This is a genomic window from Massilia aerilata (genome assembly GCF_042656905.1).
Taxonomy (GTDB): Bacteria; Pseudomonadota; Gammaproteobacteria; order Burkholderiales; family Burkholderiaceae_D; genus Telluria; species Telluria aerilata.
Genome location: NZ_JBHSMZ010000015.1, coordinates 108,764 through 125,806, shown reverse-complemented (window position 1 = coordinate 125,806; position 17,043 = coordinate 108,764). Strand labels below are relative to the sequence as shown.

The following is a 17,043-nucleotide window of genomic DNA, read 5'->3' as shown; positions in this document are numbered from 1 at the left end:
TCTTTCTTCAGTGGGAGAACACAGATGGACATGAAATCGATGCACCTGCTGGTGCGGGTTGGCGCGGCCGCCGCGGTCTTGAGCCTGGCCGCCTGCGCCAACCCGGAAAAGACCCCGGCCACGGCGGCCGTCGCGGTGTCGCACAACGCCGTCGATAACGCGGTGTCGGCCGGCGCACCGGAACTGGCGCCGCAAGAAATCTCCGCGGCGCGCGACAAGATGATGCGCGCCAACCAGGCGCTGGCCGCCAAGGACTACAAGACGGCGCGCGAACTCGCGGTGCAGGCCCAGGCCGACGCCAAGCTTGCGCAGGCCAAGGCCAGCTCGGCCAAGGCCACCGCGGCATCGAATGCCCTGAACGAAGACCTGCGCGTGCTGCGCCAGGAAGTGGATCGCGCGAATTCCGATCAGCAATAACTATTTCGGCACACACAATAAGAAAGGAAGCACGATGAAATCGACGTTTCTGAAATCGGCGGTCTTCGCCTGCGCGGTGCTGCTGGGCGCCTGCAGCACCGTCCCGACCACCACCGCCACCCTCGACGAGGCGCGCGCCGATTACGTTGCCGCCAGCAACAACCCGGCGGTTGCGAGCTACGCGCCGCTGGAATTCCGCCAGGCCAGCGAAGCCCTGGACCGCGCCAACCAGGCCGCCGCCAAGCGCGAGAGCCTCGACGCCATCGATCGCCTGGCCTATGTGGCCAAGCAGCGTATCGCCACCGCCCAGGAAATCGCCAAGGCCAAGTCGGCCGAGGCGGAGATCGCCGATGCCAGCCGCCAGCGCGACCGCGTGCAGCTGGAAGCCCGCACCGCCGAGGCCGAGCGCGCCAAGCGCGAAGCCGCCGCCGCCAACGCACAGATCGCCGTTGCGCAGCAGCAGGCCCAGAACGCCCAGCAGCAAGCCCAGGACGCCCAGGCCCAGGCCGCCGCGGCCCAGCAGCAGGCTGCCCAGCTGGCCGAGCGCTCGGCGCGCCTGGAAGCGATCCTGGTCGAGCTGCATGCGAAGAAGACCGAACGCGGCATGGTGGTCACGATCGGCGACGTCCTGTTCGCCACCGACCGGGCCGAGCTGAACGCGAACGGCATGGCGACCGTGCGCAAACTGGCCGAGGTCATGATGCAGAACCCCGACCGCACCGTGCTGGTCGAAGGATTCACCGACAGCACCGGCAGCACGGCCCATAACCAGGACCTGTCGGAGCGCCGCGCGCAATCCGTGGCCCAGGCCCTGACCAGCCTCGGCGTGCCGCGCGACCACGTGGCGATGCGCGGCTACGGCGAGGCTTATCCGGTGGCGTCGAACGACAGCGCCGCCAACCGCCAGCTGAACCGCCGCGTCGAGATCGTGCTGTCGAACGAGAACGCGTCCATCCCGCCGCGCGCGGCGACGCGCTGATTTTGTATTGGCTTTATTGAGAAGAAGGGAAGACAGACCATGAACGAGACGACTAGCAAACTGGGACACGGCTTCGACATCGAGGAAATCCGCCGTGCCGCCGCCAACCTCGAGGACGGCGCCGTGACCGAAGGCTACGCCGCCGACCGCGAGGCGGTGATCGCGATGCTGAATGCCGCGCTGGCCACCGAGCTGCTGTGCGTGCTGCGCTACAAGCGCCACTACTACACGGTCAGCGGCCCGAACACCGGCCACATCAAGGCCGAGTTCCTCGAGCATGCACAGCAGGAACAGGACCACGCCGACCGCATCGCCGAGCGCATCGTCCAGCTGAACGGCTCGCCGAACTTCAACCCGGCCACGCTGACCCAGCGCAGCCATGCGGAGTACGACGATTCCGAAGACGTGCAGGCGATGATCCGCGCCGACCTGATCGCCGAGCGCGTGGCGATCGAATCCTACCGCCAGATGATCCAGGCGATCGGCGACAAGGACCCGACCACCAAGCACATGCTGACCGAGATCCTTGCCGTCGAAGAAGAACACGCCGACGACATGAGCGACCTGCTGGCATAAGCAATCCCATTCAACCCACCTAGCAAACAACAAGGAGTACAACATGCTCGATTCCATCCGCGCCAATACCGACGCCGTCCGCGCCAAGGCCACCGCTTCTTCCATCGACAACAAGATGGACGACGCCGCCGCCGACATGAAAACCCTGGTCAAGGACGCCCAGTCGCTGCTGACCTCGGCCGCTTCCCTGACCGGCGTCAAAGCCGACGAACTGCGCGCACGCGGCATGCGCATGCTGGACGCCGCCCTGGGCAAGAGCAGCGAGTACAAGGATCAAGCCATGGTCAAGGGCAAGGAACTGGCAAAGAACGCCGATGTCTACGTTAAGGACAATCCGTGGCGCACCGTGGCCGCGGCGGCCAGTGTCGGCCTGCTGGTAGGTATCCTTCTGGGCCGCAAATAACAAGAGCCGGGGGCAGCCATGGAAAATAAGGAAACTGTCGTGCATGGCCCCGGCCTCATGGGTGGTATCACTGGCCTGGCGAAGAACCTGTTCGGCCTGGTGGTGTCGCGCGTGGAGCTCGCCGCGCTCGAAATGACCGAGGTGCGCAACCACGCGATCGAGCTGGTCGCCATCTTCGCGATGGCCGTACTCGCTACCTGGTTCGCGCTTGCCTACGGCACCGCGACCATCGTCGCCCTGGCCTGGGACGAAATGGGCTGGAAGATCCTGCTGGTCATGTTCATCGTCTTCCTCGTCATCACCGGCATCCTCGTGGCCAAGGGCCTGTCCATGCTGAAGCAGGGCAAGCTCGCCTTTCCCGAGACGATGAAGGAATTGCGCAATGACCGCGACATGCTGATGTAAAGGAAAAAGACATGGACAAGAACGATCATCGCAGCCACGAAGAAAAGAAGCGCGCGCTGCTGCGCGACGGCGAGTTCTACCGCGCAGGCGTGGCGCATTCGCGCGCCCAGATCTCGCATGCGGCGCGTCCCGAAGTGATGTTCCATTCGGTGCTCGACCACGCGACCTGGGTCCTGCGCACGCGCGCCGACGCGCTGCTGAAACCGACCGGCACTAGTGTATCGGTGCTGGCTCCTTATGCCCTGACCGTGCTAGGCTTCATCCGTAAGCGCAAGCTCGGTAAACAGGCACTGGGCGTCGCAGCGCTGGCGGGTATTGCCGCATGGTACGTACAGCGCAAACGCGCGCAGCAAATGGCATACTGATAGCGAATTCTCACAAAATATGGTGGGGCTTGAGCGGCGTCGCAATCTTCGGATTGGACGCCGTCTTTTTGCCGCCGCCTGGCGCGTCGATCAGCGCGAGGCAGGGGTGGTGGTCTGGACGGTGGTCTGCACCGATCCTTGCGGCGCCGTTTCCAGCTGGGACGGCGCATTCTTCATGTCCTGCTCCCAGGTGGCGCGCGCATCCTTCAGGCAGGCGCTGCGCTCGGCCGCCGGGCTCTCGCCGCAGGCCTTCTTCGCTTCCGCATAGGCCGCGCCGATTTCCTTCTGCAGGGTGCGCAGGCGCGCCTGCTGCGTCGGGTCGCCCTGGTGCCAGCGCGCCGGATCGCCGCGCTGGATCTCGCTGGCCTGTTTCGCTTTCACGGCCGGGGCGACCGTGCTGTCGTCGTTGGCCTGGGCCTGGGCCTGCGGCTGAGCCTGGGCCGCAGCAGCGGCCAGCATGCCGGCCAGTGCAAGTGCACGCCAGCTTCCTTGTTGTTGTCTCATAGCATCCTCCTTCCTCTGGACGAGCGAAAGCCGGCGCACAAGGCGCCGGCTGGCTTGATCACATCTTAATAGCGGTAGACGCGGCCGTCGACGATGCGCACGCGGTTGCCCACGCGCAGGTCATATACGTTGTCCTGCACCACGGTGCGGTATTCGCCATTGTCGAGGCGGATGTTCACGGCATAGCCCTGGGCGCCGTTGGCATCGCGGTTGCGTTCGACATTGTTGCCGATCGCCGCACCGGCCACGCCGCCGGCCACGGTGGCCGCGGTACGGCCGCCACCGCTGCCGACCTGGTTGCCGGCCAGCGCGCCCACCAGGCCGCCGACGATGGCGCCGGCGCCGCTGGTACGGCCTTCGACATTGGTCACCTGGATCGATTCGATGGTGCCGTAGCCGGCCGAGGCGCTGTCGCGGTAGCTGGTGTTATAGCCGTCGCGGTAGCCGTTGTTGTTGCCGTAGTAGGGATCCGGATTGCTGCTGGCGCAACCGCCGAGAATGGCGCCGACCGCGACCAGCGCGGCAATAGAGCGGGTAGCTTTCATGACTTGTTCTCCTGGCAAAAGATGTAGGGTCAGATTAAGCAGCCAGACACTTGAGGTCTGTGCGATGACGCACCGTCTTTACTTGTAACTCATCCATGTCCATACAACACTTTTATTCAATGTTCGGCACCGTACAGAACACTCTCTTACAGCAGAGTAAAACGTCATCTGTGCATTGCAAAAAGGAGAACAAAAAATGCGGACCCCACCACATGTCATCTTGCTGCTCGGTGCGGCAACCTTATGGGCGGCCCATGCCCGCGCCGCCGAACCCCTGATCCGGCGGGTCGCGCCGGAAGTGAAGCTGGCCTACCAGCAGGCGCGCGAGCTGGCCGCGGCCAATTACAAGAATGCCCGCGCCCAGTGCGATGCCGTGACCGGCAACCCGAAGGACCTGTGCATCGCCGAAGCCAAGGCGGCGCGCGTGCGCATGGAAGAAGAAGCGCGCGCCAAGTACGAGGACACGCTGAATGCCTTTACCCGTGCCCGCCTGCGCATCGCGGACGCCAACTACGACCGCGATAAAGTACGCTGCGACGGTTTCGTGGGCAATGACAAGGACGTCTGCCAGGCGCAGGCCAAGGCGACGCTGGTTGCAGCGCGCGCCGACGCCAAGGCCGACCAGAAGACCATCGAGGCGCGCAACGAGGCGCGCGACGACAAACTGGCCGCGGCCTGGAAAATCGCCATGGAACGCTGCGACGCCTTTGCCGGCGCAGCCAAGGACCAGTGCGTCTCGGATGCCAAAGTCCAGTTCGGAAAGTAATTCAGTAAGTAGTGCAAGGATTTATAACCGGCCGTATCGGCCACTTCGTATCACCTGTGTGATGCATTGACAACAAGGAGCTCATCATGAACATGACCAAACGTATCGCTACCGCCGTCTTCACCGCCACCGTCGCCTTCACCATGGTCGGCTGCGCATCGGGCCCGACCAAGGAAAGCACCGGCGAGTACCTCGACGATGCCGCCATCACCGGCAAGGTGAAGGCCGCCTTCGCCGCCGACCCGAACGTCAAGGCTACCGAAATCAACGTCGAAACCTACAAGGGTGCGGTGCAGCTGTCGGGCTTCGTCGCCCAGCCGGGCGATGCCCAGCGCGCTGCCGACATCGCTCGTGGCGTGAAGGGCGTGAGCTCGGTGAAGAACGACATCCGCGTCAAGTAACTCAGTAGAATGAGCTGACGCCGGATCGCACTCCGGCCGCGTGGGCGACCCGCTAACGGTCGCCCGGCGCGTCGGCTGGAATGGAATCGACGGCCAGCCCTGGGGTTGGCCTTTTCTTTTTGCAGGACACGATATGCAGCTCGCTCCACCCGGCAACACCAGTACCAGGCAGTCCGATTCCCCCGCGCCGCAGCCCGCGCCGCCAGCACCGCCCGAACCGCGTTCGCCCGAAGACGCGGCGCGCGAAGCCGGCCTGCTGAACGAGGAGGGCGCGCCCACCGGCGAAGAGCTGGGGGCCGTGCACGGCGCCCTGCGCCTGCCCGTGCACGTGAACGCGCGCGGCATGTCGCTCGGCATCCTGGCCACCGTCGCTTTCGTATTCGGCCTCCAATGGGCCAAGAATTTCTTCGTGCCGCTGTTGCTCGGCATCTTCATCGCCTATACGCTCAGCCCCGTGGTGCGCTGGCTGGAACGCTGGCACATCAAGCGCGCGATCGGCGCCACCCTGGTCTCGGCCGCGATCCTGGCCGGCATGGCGCTCACCATCCAGCGCGTGCAGGGCGAATTCTTCAACATCGTCGACGAACTGCCCTCGCTCACCCACAAGGTCACCAGGCTGATCACGCAGGCCTCGGACGGCCAGCCCTCGACCATCCAGCAGGTGCAGGCGGCGGCGGCCGAGATCGAGCAGGCGGCCGCCAACGCGTCGGGCGCCGACACGCGGCGCGCGGCCCAGCAGCGCCGCCCGGCGCCGGCCAACGCGCCCGGCGGCAGCAACTTCCGCGTGATGGACTGGCTGCTGGCCGGTTCGGTGGGCCTGGCCAGTTTCATCTCGCAGGCCACCATGGTGGTCTTCCTGGTGTTCTTCCTGCTGCTGGCGGGGGACACCTTCAAGCGCAAGCTGGTCAAGCTGACCGGCCCCTCGCTGACACGCAAGAAGGTCACCGTGCACATCCTCGAGGACATCAACACCTCGATCCAGAACTACATGTTCATGCTGCTCGTCACCAACGGGCTGCTGGCCCTGCTGATGTGGGGCGTGCTGCGCATGGTCGGCCTGGAGAACGCCGGCGCCTGGGCCATCTTCGCCGGCGTCGCCCACGTGATGCCTTACTTCGGCCCGCTGCTGATCACCCTGGCCACGGGCCTGGTCGCCTTCCTGCAGTTCGAATCCCTGCGCATGGTGATCCTGGTGGCCGGCGCCTCGCTGGCCATCGCGACCCTGGTCGGCATGGTCGTCACAACCTGGATGACCGGCAAGATCGCCAAGATGAACCCGGCCGCGGTGTTCGTCAGCCTGCTGTTCTGGGGCTGGCTGTGGGGGATGTGGGGTTTGCTGCTGGGGGTGCCGATGGTGGTGGTGGTGAAGGTGGTGGCGGAACGGGTGGAGGGAATGGAGGTGGTGGCCGAGTTGCTAGGCGAGTGAAGTGAAATGTACGCTTGGAGAGAAGTATTTTTTCAATGAAGAATAAATTTTCGCGTAGATCCGGTATTATTTGTCTAAAGTGCAATGATGGGGTCTGCTGTGAGAATGCTTGTGTGGGAACTTGCCGGCGTTGCCGTCGTGACCGCCACTGCGCCGGCAGTGGCCCGTACTTTCCCTGTTGCCGATGACCAGGCGCTGCGGACCGTGGAAACTGCGCCGGCCCTGCAGTCGGTCCAGGTAAAAGGCAGTATCGACAGCTACGATCCCCGGCGCGACGATGTGGCCAGCCGCATCGTCATCAAGCGGGAGGACATCGATCGGTATGGCGATGCCACGCTTGCCGACGTGCTCAGGCGTGCTCCCGGCGTGACGGTTGCAGGCTCGTTCGTGCAATTGCGCGGACTGGGCAATGGCTATACGCAGTTGCTGCTCAACGGCGAACGTGCACCCGCGGGCTTCACGATCGACTCGATTGCGCCGGAGACGATCGAACGCATCGAAATCCTGCGCACCGCCACCGCCGACATGTCGACCCAGGGTATCGCCGGGTCCATTAATATCGTGCAGATGCGCGCCGTGTCCAAAGCCCGGCGCGAACTGAAACTCGGCGCCGGCAAATCGCAAGGCATGGGCGAGGGCAAGGCGACCCTGCTGTTGTCCGATCGCGACGGCGGCTTTTCGTACGCTGTGCCGCTGAGCTTCTCGCGCAATACCTATCGCCGGCCGGTCGTCACCGATGAATGGGATCGCGGCGCCGGCGGCGTCCTGAACTACGAATATGTCACGCGACGCTCGGACGACGGCGACTACGCCTTGTTCAACATGGCCCCAAGCCTGAACTGGACTTTGGCAAACGGCGACACCCTGAGTTTCCAGTCTTTCTTCAATGCCAGCCGTAACCGCTACGGCAACCGGAACCTGACCGCCTACCTGGCCGGGATGGCCCCGGTCGATCCCATGGTGGATACTGGACTACGCAACCTGAACCTGCTTTTCCGGACCGATGTGAGCTGGACCCACAAGCTCGGCGATGGCCGCAAGCTGGAGACGCGTCTGGCGGGCAGTGCCGGTAACATCGAACAGGAAACTTCTCAGCAGAACTTTGCGGCGGACGGCGATCCGACGTTCGCGCGCAAGGTGAACACGCTCCTGCACGACCGCGGCGTGACGTCGATCGGCAAGTATTCGGCGCCGGTCGGGGAAGACCACGTCTTTGCCACCGGCTGGGATACGGGACTGGCAAGCAACGGCACCGGCCGTGACCAGATTGAAAGCGCTATCCCGTCCCATGAACGCTACCGGGCCCGCGTCGAAAGGCTTGCCCTGTACGGGCAGGATGAATGGCGGTTGAACGCCTTGTTGTCGCTTTCCCTGGGCGGGCGCTGGGAGACGGTGCGCACCCGCACCAGCGGCGACGGACTGGCCGGGAGCGCGTCGCGTTCGAACGTCCTGAGCCCCTTGCTGCACGCGCTGGTCAAGATCCCTGGCACGAAAAGCGATCAGGTGCGGCTGGCGTTGACGCGTACCTACAAGGCGCCGGAAACCGGACAACTCGTGCCGCGCCGTTCTCTCGCCATTTTCAATTCTTCCACCAGCCCCGACTATATGGGCGATCCCGGCCTCAGGCCCGAGCTGGCGACCGGCTTGGACGCCTCCTGGGAACATGACTGGGACAAGGGAAGCCGGCTGTCGCTGAGCGGATCGACGCGCCGCATCGCCGACCGGGTGGTGCAGACGGTCATGCTGGAAGAAGGCCGCTGGGTCGCGCGTCCGCGCAATGCCGGGCATGCCCTGGTACATACCCTGGAACTGGAAACGCGCTTTCCCTTGAGGAGCGTGTTTGCCGCGGCCCCGGCGCTGGATGTGCGGGCGAGCGCCAGCCGCAACTGGTCCAGGGTCGATGACCTTCCCGGTCCGGACAACCGCCTCGCCCAGCAGGCCCCGTTTTCCTCGACCTTCGGCCTGGACTACCGCGCCGGCGCGCTGTCCATGGGCGGCACCGTGACTTACCGGGCCGCCAGCAAAAGCCGGGTTTCGCTACACGAGTGGACCTACGATTCGCGTCGCAGTGACATTGACCTGTACGCCCTGTGGCAGATCGCGCCGGAATACAAACTGCGCCTGGCGGCCTCCAACTTCCTGCAGCAGGACTGGCTGTCCGACCATACCTATCGGGACGTCCAGGGCTCGCATCACACGACCGCGGCCTACTCCGGCAAGGCATGGGGCCGCGCCACGCTTGAAATGAGCTTCTGAGGCGGAACATGAAAATCGGCATGCAGACGTGGGGTAGTCACGGCGATATACGACCTTTGCTGGCGCTGGCGGAAGGACTGCAGGCCGCCGGCAACGAGGTGCACCTGGTGATCACTTGCGTCGACAGCGCAGTTTACGAGGAGTTCGTGTCGGTGCATGGCGTCAGGGTGAGCGTGCTCGCTTCCCCGGTGCTCCTGCCGGTGCAGCAGGAAAGGATCGCCGAGTTCGCCTATGGCATCCGTAATCCCTTCACGCAGATGGCGAGCATTCTCGGCCTGTGTTTCGCCCCTGTCGAGGACATCATGTTTGCGGCGGCGCAGCGCCTGGTCGCGGAGTCCGACGTGTTGATCGGCCATTTCTTCATGCACCCCTTGCAGATTGCTGCAGAGCGTGCGGGCAAGCCCTACGTCAGCGTTGTGCTGTCGCATTCGACGATTCCCAGCGCGTTCAAGCACCCGGCTGGCCTGCCTTTCCTGGGCAAGACCGGCCACCGCCTGCTGTGGGAGCTGACCCGGCTCCTGCTGAACAGGGCGCTGGGACACTATCCGAACCGCCTGCGCCGCCAGCTCGGCATGCCGCCGGCGAAGGACATCATGACCGGGGTCTGGCTATCGGAATCCTTGACCCTGCTTGGCGTGAGTCCACAGCTCTGCCAGGCTCAGCCGGATTGGCAGGCATCGGTGCGGGTGTGCGGCTTTCTCGATATGCCGAACCTCGACATCGAAGGCGTCATTCCGGCGGCACTGCGTGCGTTCCTCGACGCAGGTGAAGCGCCGGTCTACATGAGTTTCGGCAGCTGGATGCCCAGGGACCCGGGCGGCCAGGCCAGGGCTCTGCGGCTGCTGACGGAGGCCGCGCACAGGGCGGGCTGCCGGGCCATCATCCAGAGCCATTCGGCGCAGGACTGCGGCTTCGTTTCGGACCAGCAGATCCTGTATATCCCCACCGCGCCGCACCACCTGATTTTTCCGCACTGCCGCGCCGTCGTGCATCACGGCGGGGCTGGAACGACACAGTCGGCGACGCTGGCGGGCAAGCCTTCCATCGTCGTCGCCCATATCGGTGAGCAGGAGCATTGGGGTGGAGAACTGCGCCGCCTGGGTATCGGCGCCAAACCGGCAAGGCGGCGCAGCGTGACGGCAGCGGCGCTGGCCCGACGCATTGCAGACGTGCTTGCCTCGCCGTCGATGGCCGCCAAGGCCGGGGCGATGGCGGCCGCGATGAAAAACGAGGATGGCGTGGCCGAGGCAGTCAGACTCGTCATGGAACGATTCGGCCCGGCCGGGTCCTCTCAAGCCGCTTGATTGACCGCCGCGCCGAGACGCCGATCGCGTGACTCCCCCGTACGCCGGTCCCGCGACCCCGAGGTCCTGCGCTCGCGAATCCGCCGCTCCGGCCGGCCATCCGGCAAATCGCCCAGCGGCGATACTTCCTTCTCCTTGGCGTCCTTGCGCAAGCTGCCCATCTGGATCGCGTACTGGCGCGCAAACTCGGCGCCGAGGAAGAAGATCTGCGCCGAGTAATATACCCACAGCAGCAGCGCGATCAGCGAGCCGGCCGCGCCGAAGCTGCTGGTGGTGCCGCTGTTGCCGATGTACAGGCCGATCACGTATTTGCCCAGCGTGAACATGACCGCGGTGCCGAGGGCGCCGATGGTGACGTCGTGCCAGGACAGCTTGATGCGCGGCAGCAGCTTGTAGATGACGCCGAACAGGACGGCGATCACCAGGAAGCTGAAGCCCCAGGCGACCCAGCCGAGGATGATGGTGGCGTCATGCCACATGCCGCCGATGAATTTTTCGGCCACGGCCAGGGCCGCCGACACCACCAGCGAAGTCATCAGCAGCAGCGCCAGGGTGAGAATCAGGCCGAACGACAGCAGGCGCGTGCGCACCGTGTCCCACCAGCCCGCATCCTTGGGCGGCGGCACGCCCCAGATCTCGTCCAGGCTGTCCTTCAGCTCGGAAAAGGCGCTGGTCGCGCCGACCACCAACAGCACCGAGGCGACGATGGTGGCGAACAGGCCGCTGTCCTTGTTGCGCGCGCCGGCCAGGATGGCCTGGATGGTTTCGGCGCCCTGCGGCCCGACCAGCCGGCGCAGCTCGCCCAGCAGCTGGCCCTGCGCCGCCTCGGTGCCGTAGAAGAAGCCGGCGACGGCGATCACCAGCACCAGGATGGGGGCGAGCGAGAACAGGGAGTAGTAGGCGAGGGCCGCGCCCTTGCTCGCGGCGCGGTGTTCTATCCATTCGGTCACCGCGCAACGCATCACGTGGACGACTTTCTTCGAGAACGGCACCCAGTTTTTGACATCCATATCGCTTCCTCCAAACAGGAACGCGCCCGAAGGCGCGTCGATGTGGCCATGGCGGGAGCGCGGACGCTCCCGATGACCCTGTTACTGCACGCGGCGTTCGACGGTGATCTGCTCGACCTCGACGCGGCGGTTCGGCGCCAGGCACTCGATCAGCTCCGAACGCTTCTTCTGCTTGCAGTCGGTGACGACCGGGTTGGTCTCACCCTTGCCATGCGCCTGCAGGCGCTTGGCGTCGATGCCCTTGCCGACCAGGTATTCGCGCACGGCGTCGGCGCGGCGCTGCGACAGCTTCTGGTTGTACTTGGTCGAACCCAGGCGGTCGGTGTAGCCGACGATGTCGACGTCGCTGATCGACGGATCGGCCTGCAGGGCGGCGGCGATGTCGTCCAGCTTAGGCTGCGGCATCGACAGGGTGGCGCTGTCGAAGGCGAACAGTTCGGTCGCCGACAGGGTCACCTTCTCGAAGCGGGCCGGCGGCGGCGGCGGGGCCGGTGCCGGTTCCGGCGCCGGGGCCGGGGCTTCTGCGACCGGGGTCGGCTCGATCACCGGGGCCGGTGCCGGCGGTGCAGGCGGCGGGTTGAAGGCGTAGATCAGGCTGAAGCTGACGTACTTGGTCAGGGCCTTCGAGAAGCCGAACTTGTCGTCGTCGTTCAGGTTGCTCTTCATGGCGCGGCCGTCCAGCTGCACCGACCAGCGGTCGTTCAGGCTGGCCTGCACGCCGAGGCCGGCGGTGTAGTAAGGCGACCAGCCGGACGCCTTGAAGCCCGGACGGGTTGCACGGTCACGCTCGCCGCCCACGCCGACCAGCAGGAACGGACGAATCTGCTTACGCGACAGCATCAGCAGGGCGTCGACGCCGACCACGGTCTGGCGGTACTTGGTGAGATTGTTGTCGGCACGCGCTTCGGTGGCGCCGATCTGGATGTCCCACAGCGGGGTCACCGGCTTACCGAATTTCAACCCGCCGCCCCAGTCCTTGTCGCCGACGCCGAAGTCGTGGTCCGGCTTGATGCCGACGACGGTCGGCGCGATGTACCACGATGGATTGATGACTTCTTGAGCCAGCGTCGAACCAGCCGAGCAGAGCAGGGCAGCAGCAAGAGCAATCTTCTTCATATTATTCACAGGTAACTCCCATAGGTTGTAAAAGTACAGACATCGCGTGCCTAGCAGTGATGTTGTGGTCAAGAATACAAGCCCGCCTTTCGAAGGGTCCGTGCGGTACCGCACCAAGCTATCCGTATCTGTGACAATTCCGCAACGCGGCAGTTCCATTTCACGTCTGCTCAGCCGTGAAATGTGGTTTAAGATGCCTCAACGTCGCGCTTTGTCGGCTAATTATTTCCTGTACGGAAGATTGATCGCGCGGAAGTATTTCTAAATTGAATTGTTTCTATTTGTAATAATTGATGGATCGGCAAGTCAAGAGCCTTCAGCCGGCCGCGGACGCTCGTCGCTCCTTATCGCGAGCCCTTGGCCGGGCATGCCATAAAAACCGTCGCCTTTCCCTGGTTTTCGCAATTGAGCGCCTGCGCTGCGTCAATACGGTGTGGGAAAAATAACTTTGAGAAATTTTCGGCAATGTTGGCTGGCGCACAGAAGGCCCGGTCTGATGCAGGCAATCTTGTATCCAGTTAAGCGGAACCGGCAAGTTGTCTCAGGGTCATACAGATAAACGCCGGTCCGGGCCATACAGAACACAGTCTCATAACATGGAGTAAACCAACATGCATGCAGCGACTCACCACAATGCGGTGCAAGGCGACATCGGCGCAGTGCACACGTCCAGCAACTCTGCACTGATCGAACGTGTCCCGCCCCAGCCGACCGAGCGCGCCCCCATTTCGCTGGCGCCGATCGAGCGCGTGCGGTCGACCTCGGCCACCCAGCGCCGTATCGAAAACATGCAGAAGCTGATTGGCGAGCTGCAAACGCATGAAATGCTTGCCGACGAGATCGCCTGGTTCCTGAAATTCTCGCCGTCGGGCGCCCGCAAATACATCCGCGACCTGCGCGAAGCCGGCGTGATCGAACTGGCCCGCTACATCGAGGGCACCGCCACCTACCTGGGCAAGGCGGTCTACCGTATCTCCCCGGATCCGGAGCGCGTCAAGGCCTTCCTGGCCGCGATCTGCCAGCCGAAGCGCGAAGGCGCCGCCCCGCGCAAGGAGCGTCCGGGCCTGCGCGAGCAGAGCATGGCCGGCACCGGCCGCCACTTCCACATCCTGGCCGACGACACCCATTACGCCATCCGCGTGAACCGTAGCCCGGTCACCCGCGATCCGCTGGTCGCCGCCCTGTTCGGCCCGGCCCCGAGCCAGATGGCCAAGTAAGAATCTGCCCTGACCCGTAAGCGGCCTTGACGGCTGCCATGCGAGGAAACGGCACGATGCACGCCACCGCCCACGGGCGGTGGTTTTTTTTTGCAATTGAAAAACCGATAAGGGTTCCCATATGCGGCGGGAAGCGGCAACCGCCGCGCTGCCAACAAAGGAGAACCCATGTTACCGAGTGCCGCATCGCTGGAAGGAAAGCCCGTACCCCAAGTGACGTTCAAGGCCCGCCCCGGCGACGAGTGGCGCGACATCACGAGCGACGAGCTGTTCAAGGGCAAGACCGTGGTCGTGTTCGCCCTGCCGGGCGCCTATACGCCCACCTGTTCGAGCGCCCATCTGCCACGCTATAACGAACTGGCGCCGGTTTTGCGCGAAAATGGCGTCGACGACGTCGTCTGCATCACCGTCAACGATCCCTTCGTCGTCAACGAATGGCAGCGCAGCCAGGAAGCGGACAACATCACCATGATCCCGGACGGCAATGGCGACTTCAGCGAAGGCATGGGCCTGCTGGTGGACAAGCGCGAGCTCGGTTTCGGCAAGCGCTCCTGGCGCTATTCGATGCTGGTGAAGGACGGCATCGTCGACAAGATCTTCATCGAGCCGGACAAGGAAGGCGACCCCTTCGAGGTGTCGGATGCCGACACCATGCTCCGCCATATCAATCCGGACGCCAGGCCGCGCGAGCCGGTGGTCATGTTCTCCAAGCCCGGCTGCCCTTACTGCGCGCGCGCAAAGGCCGTGCTGAAGGCGAAAGGGATTACCTACACGGACATTTCCCAGGACCAGAAGATCAATACCAGTGTGCTGCGCGCCGTGTCCGGGGAAATGACCTGGCCGCAAGTCTTCATCGGCGGCAAACGGATCGGCGGCGCGGAGGCGGTCGAGGCGCACTTTGCGCCCGCGCCGGGCGCGCCGGCGTCCGACGCATCGGCGGCATCCTGATGGACACCGGCGCCGCCCTCGTCTGTGCCGCCATCGCAAGCGGGCTGCTGCTGGCCTGGGGCCTGCCGCGCTGGCGCCTGCGCCAGGCGCTGTCCCGTCCGCTGAGCAGCGCCCAGCTGGCCATCATCGAGCGCAACGTCGTGCAATACCGCGGCATGCCGGCGGCCATGCGCGAGCAGCTGCAGGGCCTGGTCAAGCGCTTCCTGCACGAGAAGACCTTCGTCGGCTGCGCCGGGCTCGAGCTGACCGAGGAGATGCGGGTGACGATCGCGGCCCAGGCCTGCCTGCTGCTGCTGAACCGGTCGACCGGCGTCTATCCCGGCCTGCATGCGGTGCTGGTGTATCCCGGCGCCTTCCTGGTGCCGCGCAAGCAGGTGGACGCCGGCGGCGTGGTCACCGAGACGCGCCAGGACCTGCTCGGCGAATCCTGGGGCGACGGCCGCGTGATCCTGTCCTGGGACCATGTGCGCCGCGCCGGCCATGACCCGGAAGGCGCGCAGAACGTGGTGCTGCACGAGTTCGCGCACCAGCTGGACAGCGAATCGGGCAGCACCAACGGCGCGCCCGTCCTCGGCAGCGCCGCGCGTTACAAGCGCTGGTCGGAAACCCTGGCGCGCGATTTCGCGCTGCTGCAGCGCGACACATACTGGGGCCAGCGCGACGTGCTCGACCCCTACGGCGCCAGCAGCCCGGCCGAATTCTTCGCGGTCGCCACCGAGAGTTTCTTCGAGCAGCCGCACGCGCTGGCGGCCCGCCATCCCGAGCTCTACGCCGAGTTCGAACGCTATTTCCGCGTCGACCCGCGCACCTGGTTCCCGCAGCCGCAATGGCAGGAAGCGGAGCCGCACGGGCTGGTCTACGGACAGTGGCAGTAGACAGCGTGCGTTTGCGAACAGAGAAGTAAACGCCGCACGCGCATGCTCTGCAGTACTGACGAATCCAGGAGGATCACACATGTCCATGATCATTGCAGGGCACTTCCAGCTGCAGGAGGAGGTCGAGCAAGCTCGCCGCGCGCTCCTCGACGCCGGCTTCGCAAGCGAACGCATCAGCCGCTTCTATCTCAGCCAGCCGGGCCAGCACGACCAGACCCCGATCGGCGGCGACCATATCCAGTCGCCGGGCGCCAAGGAGACGCCGGAGGGGCTGGCCCAGGGCGCGGCCACCGGCGCCGCGGTCGGTGCGGTGGCGGGCGCGGCGACGGCGCCGGTGACCGGGCCGTTGGGCACCATCGTCGGCGGCTTGGTCGGCGCGCATGTCGGCTCGCTGTTCAGCTTTTCCAAGATGAAGGAAGCCGGCGAGCGCGAAGAGGGCGGCCGCGCACCGGTCGAGAACCGCCATGCCGGCATGCTGGTCGCCGTGGCCTTCGACGACACCGGCCTGGAAGGCAAGGCGGTCGATGTGCTGCGCGGCCTGGGCGCGACCCAGATCGAGCGTGCGCGCGGCAATATCGTCGACGGCGACTGGGCCGACTTCGACCCTGGCAGCGCACCGGACATCATCCGCTAGGCAAGATTTTCGTTTGACCCAGGTCAAAAGCTGAGCCCGATGGCGCTCCTAGACTCGGTATTTCCCGCCGCGTGTGCGGCCTTACCGACGACAGGACGACAGCCATGCACGATGACAAAGCGACGACGAAAGTAGCCTTGGTAACGGGCGGAATGGGTGGGCTGGGCACGGCGATCTGCCGGCGCCTGCACGACGAGGGTTTCCGGGTGGCGGCGACGTATTCGCCGTCCAATCCCACGCCGGAAGCCTGGCTGGCGGCCCAGCGCGACGACGCTTACCGCTTCAAGGCCTACAAGGTCGACGTCACCGACTACGGCGATTGCGAATGGATGATGCAGAAGCTGCTGGCCGAGATGGGACGGCTGGACGTGCTCATCAACAACGCCGGCATCACCCGCGACCGCAGCCTGCGCAAGATGAGCCTGGATGACTGGCAGGCCGTGCTGCGGGCCGACCTCGACAGCGTCTTCAACCTGAGCAAGCAGGCGATCGAGCCGATGATGGCGCGGCGCTGGGGCCGGGTGGTGAACATTTCCTCCGTCAACGGCCAGCAGGGCGCCTTCGGCCAGGCCCATTACGCCGCCGCCAAGGCCGGCATGCACGGCTTCACCAAGGCGCTGGCGCTGGAAATGGCGCGCCATGGCGTTACCGTGAACACGGTCTCGCCCGGCTACCTGCGCACGAAGATGGCCGAGGCGGTCCCCGCCGACGTCATGAACGGGCGCATCCTGCCGCAGATCCCGATGGGCCGCCTGGGCGAGCCTGACGAGGTGGCGGGGCTGGTGGCCTATCTGGTGTCGGACGAGGCCGCCTTCATGACCGGCGCCAACCTGGCCATCAATGGCGGGCAGCACATGCATTAATACATCGGCGCGCGCCTGAGACGGCCTCAGTGC

General features: G+C 65.0%; 20 protein-coding genes. 16 read left to right on the top strand and 4 right to left on the bottom strand.

From position 1 onward, the window contains the following. Positions 1–24 precede the first annotated feature (24 nt). The 6 genes from ACFPO9_RS18260 to ACFPO9_RS18235 all read left to right on the top strand — a co-directional run bounded on the left by ACFPO9_RS18260 (position 25) and on the right by ACFPO9_RS18235 (position 3,145). Positions 25–417, top strand: coding sequence for a DUF4398 domain-containing protein (locus ACFPO9_RS18260; RefSeq protein WP_379773095.1), 393 nt, complete (start codon positions 25–27; stop codon positions 415–417). A 34-nt stretch (positions 418–451) separates the two neighbouring features. Then, entirely contained in the window at positions 452–1,396 is a 945-nt protein-coding gene (locus tag ACFPO9_RS18255) for an OmpA family protein (RefSeq protein WP_379773092.1), read from the top strand. Between the two features lie 39 nt (positions 1,397–1,435). Then, positions 1,436–1,972, top strand: a complete 537-nt coding sequence (locus ACFPO9_RS18250; RefSeq protein WP_379773090.1) for a ferritin-like domain-containing protein — start codon at positions 1,436–1,438, stop codon at positions 1,970–1,972. A 115-nt stretch (positions 1,973–2,087) separates the two neighbouring features. After that, positions 2,088–2,375 carry an ElaB/YgaM/YqjD family protein gene (locus ACFPO9_RS18245; protein WP_379773695.1) on the top strand — a complete coding sequence of 96 codons (288 nt, stop codon included), beginning with the start codon at positions 2,088–2,090 and terminating at the stop codon, positions 2,373–2,375. Between the two features lie 18 nt (positions 2,376–2,393). Beyond that, positions 2,394–2,780, top strand: coding sequence for a phage holin family protein (locus ACFPO9_RS18240; protein ID WP_379773088.1), 387 nt, complete (start codon positions 2,394–2,396; stop codon positions 2,778–2,780). Positions 2,781–2,791: 11 nt separating this feature from the next. Further along, positions 2,792–3,145, top strand: a complete 354-nt coding sequence (locus ACFPO9_RS18235; protein ID WP_379773085.1) for a hypothetical protein — start codon at positions 2,792–2,794, stop codon at positions 3,143–3,145. Positions 3,146–3,235: 90 nt separating this feature from the next. Here ACFPO9_RS18235 and ACFPO9_RS18230 read toward each other — a convergent pair whose 3' ends face one another. Together ACFPO9_RS18230 and ACFPO9_RS18225 are read right to left on the bottom strand one after the other, a co-directional pair. Further along, positions 3,236–3,649 carry a hypothetical protein gene (locus ACFPO9_RS18230; protein WP_379773084.1) on the bottom strand — a complete coding sequence of 138 codons (414 nt, stop codon included), beginning with the start codon at positions 3,647–3,649 and terminating at the stop codon, positions 3,236–3,238. A 65-nt stretch (positions 3,650–3,714) separates the two neighbouring features. Then, the gene (locus ACFPO9_RS18225) at positions 3,715–4,194 is read right to left on the bottom strand and encodes an outer membrane lipoprotein (protein WP_379773081.1); all 480 of its coding nucleotides are present in this window, start codon (positions 4,192–4,194) and stop codon (positions 3,715–3,717) included. A gap of 196 nt (positions 4,195–4,390) precedes the next feature. Between ACFPO9_RS18225 and ACFPO9_RS18220 the strand changes: the two genes are divergently transcribed. The 5 genes from ACFPO9_RS18220 to ACFPO9_RS18200 all read left to right on the top strand — a co-directional run bounded on the left by ACFPO9_RS18220 (position 4,391) and on the right by ACFPO9_RS18200 (position 10,347). After that, positions 4,391–4,960: a hypothetical protein gene (locus ACFPO9_RS18220; RefSeq protein ID WP_379773078.1), complete on the top strand. Its 570-nt coding sequence runs from the start codon at positions 4,391–4,393 to the stop codon at positions 4,958–4,960. An 86-nt stretch (positions 4,961–5,046) separates the two neighbouring features. Continuing rightward, entirely contained in the window at positions 5,047–5,361 is a 315-nt protein-coding gene (locus ACFPO9_RS18215) for a BON domain-containing protein (protein ID WP_379773075.1), read from the top strand. Between the two features lie 133 nt (positions 5,362–5,494). Next, positions 5,495–6,787: an AI-2E family transporter gene (locus ACFPO9_RS18210; protein WP_379773072.1), complete on the top strand. Its 1,293-nt coding sequence runs from the start codon at positions 5,495–5,497 to the stop codon at positions 6,785–6,787. Between the two features lie 111 nt (positions 6,788–6,898). Beyond that, entirely contained in the window at positions 6,899–9,043 is a 2,145-nt protein-coding gene (locus ACFPO9_RS18205) for a TonB-dependent receptor plug domain-containing protein (protein ID WP_379773069.1), read from the top strand. A gap of 8 nt (positions 9,044–9,051) precedes the next feature. Then, positions 9,052–10,347: a glycosyltransferase gene (locus ACFPO9_RS18200; RefSeq protein ID WP_379773067.1), complete on the top strand. Its 1,296-nt coding sequence runs from the start codon at positions 9,052–9,054 to the stop codon at positions 10,345–10,347. On the opposite strand, the gene ACFPO9_RS18195 is transcribed toward ACFPO9_RS18200, so the two are convergent. Both ACFPO9_RS18195 and ACFPO9_RS18190 read right to left on the bottom strand, forming a co-directional pair. Further along, positions 10,335–11,357: a YihY/virulence factor BrkB family protein gene (locus ACFPO9_RS18195; RefSeq protein WP_379773065.1), complete on the bottom strand. Its 1,023-nt coding sequence runs from the start codon at positions 11,355–11,357 to the stop codon at positions 10,335–10,337. The genes ACFPO9_RS18200 and ACFPO9_RS18195 overlap by 13 nt on opposite strands. A gap of 81 nt (positions 11,358–11,438) precedes the next feature. Continuing rightward, positions 11,439–12,473 carry an OmpA family protein gene (locus tag ACFPO9_RS18190; protein ID WP_379773062.1) on the bottom strand — a complete coding sequence of 345 codons (1,035 nt, stop codon included), beginning with the start codon at positions 12,471–12,473 and terminating at the stop codon, positions 11,439–11,441. A 611-nt stretch (positions 12,474–13,084) separates the two neighbouring features. Between ACFPO9_RS18190 and ACFPO9_RS18185 the strand changes: the two genes are divergently transcribed. The 5 genes from ACFPO9_RS18185 to phbB all read left to right on the top strand — a co-directional run bounded on the left by ACFPO9_RS18185 (position 13,085) and on the right by phbB (position 17,010). Then, complete coding sequence (locus ACFPO9_RS18185; protein ID WP_379773059.1) at positions 13,085–13,690, top strand: winged helix-turn-helix domain-containing protein; 606 nt, start codon at positions 13,085–13,087, stop codon at positions 13,688–13,690. Between the two features lie 168 nt (positions 13,691–13,858). After that, entirely contained in the window at positions 13,859–14,638 is a 780-nt protein-coding gene (locus tag ACFPO9_RS18180; protein WP_379773056.1) for a glutathione peroxidase, read from the top strand. After that, positions 14,638–15,513 carry a M90 family metallopeptidase gene (locus ACFPO9_RS18175; protein ID WP_379773053.1) on the top strand — a complete coding sequence of 292 codons (876 nt, stop codon included), beginning with the start codon at positions 14,638–14,640 and terminating at the stop codon, positions 15,511–15,513. Before ACFPO9_RS18180 ends, ACFPO9_RS18175 begins: the two co-directional genes overlap by 1 nt. Positions 15,514–15,592: 79 nt before the next feature. Continuing rightward, positions 15,593–16,147 (top strand): hypothetical protein, encoded by a 555-nt coding sequence (locus ACFPO9_RS18170; protein WP_379773050.1) that lies wholly within the window; start codon positions 15,593–15,595, stop codon positions 16,145–16,147. Between the two features lie 104 nt (positions 16,148–16,251). Beyond that, complete coding sequence (gene phbB / locus ACFPO9_RS18165) at positions 16,252–17,010, top strand: acetoacetyl-CoA reductase (RefSeq protein ID WP_379773048.1); 759 nt, start codon at positions 16,252–16,254, stop codon at positions 17,008–17,010. Positions 17,011–17,043: the final 33 nt, after the last annotated feature.

Coding starts and splice junctions, on each gene's coding strand:
- ACFPO9_RS18260 (WP_379773095.1), top strand. CDS start 25: ATGGACATGAAATCGATGCACCTGCTGGTGCGGGTTGGCGCGGCCGCC.
- ACFPO9_RS18255 (WP_379773092.1), top strand. CDS start 452: ATGAAATCGACGTTTCTGAAATCGGCGGTCTTCGCCTGCGCGGTGCTG.
- ACFPO9_RS18250 (WP_379773090.1), top strand. CDS start 1,436: ATGAACGAGACGACTAGCAAACTGGGACACGGCTTCGACATCGAGGAA.
- ACFPO9_RS18245 (WP_379773695.1), top strand. CDS start 2,088: ATGGACGACGCCGCCGCCGACATGAAAACCCTGGTCAAGGACGCCCAG.
- ACFPO9_RS18240 (WP_379773088.1), top strand. CDS start 2,394: ATGGAAAATAAGGAAACTGTCGTGCATGGCCCCGGCCTCATGGGTGGT.
- ACFPO9_RS18235 (WP_379773085.1), top strand. CDS start 2,792: ATGGACAAGAACGATCATCGCAGCCACGAAGAAAAGAAGCGCGCGCTG.
- ACFPO9_RS18230 (WP_379773084.1), bottom strand. CDS start 3,649: ATGAGACAACAACAAGGAAGCTGGCGTGCACTTGCACTGGCCGGCATG.
- ACFPO9_RS18225 (WP_379773081.1), bottom strand. CDS start 4,194: ATGAAAGCTACCCGCTCTATTGCCGCGCTGGTCGCGGTCGGCGCCATT.
- ACFPO9_RS18220 (WP_379773078.1), top strand. CDS start 4,391: ATGCGGACCCCACCACATGTCATCTTGCTGCTCGGTGCGGCAACCTTA.
- ACFPO9_RS18215 (WP_379773075.1), top strand. CDS start 5,047: ATGAACATGACCAAACGTATCGCTACCGCCGTCTTCACCGCCACCGTC.
- ACFPO9_RS18210 (WP_379773072.1), top strand. CDS start 5,495: ATGCAGCTCGCTCCACCCGGCAACACCAGTACCAGGCAGTCCGATTCC.
- ACFPO9_RS18200 (WP_379773067.1), top strand. CDS start 9,052: ATGAAAATCGGCATGCAGACGTGGGGTAGTCACGGCGATATACGACCT.
- ACFPO9_RS18195 (WP_379773065.1), bottom strand. CDS start 11,357: ATGGATGTCAAAAACTGGGTGCCGTTCTCGAAGAAAGTCGTCCACGTG.
- ACFPO9_RS18190 (WP_379773062.1), bottom strand. CDS start 12,473: ATGAAGAAGATTGCTCTTGCTGCTGCCCTGCTCTGCTCGGCTGGTTCG.
- ACFPO9_RS18185 (WP_379773059.1), top strand. CDS start 13,085: ATGCATGCAGCGACTCACCACAATGCGGTGCAAGGCGACATCGGCGCA.
- ACFPO9_RS18180 (WP_379773056.1), top strand. CDS start 13,859: ATGTTACCGAGTGCCGCATCGCTGGAAGGAAAGCCCGTACCCCAAGTG.
- ACFPO9_RS18175 (WP_379773053.1), top strand. CDS start 14,638: ATGGACACCGGCGCCGCCCTCGTCTGTGCCGCCATCGCAAGCGGGCTG.
- ACFPO9_RS18170 (WP_379773050.1), top strand. CDS start 15,593: ATGTCCATGATCATTGCAGGGCACTTCCAGCTGCAGGAGGAGGTCGAG.
- phbB (WP_379773048.1), top strand. CDS start 16,252: ATGCACGATGACAAAGCGACGACGAAAGTAGCCTTGGTAACGGGCGGA.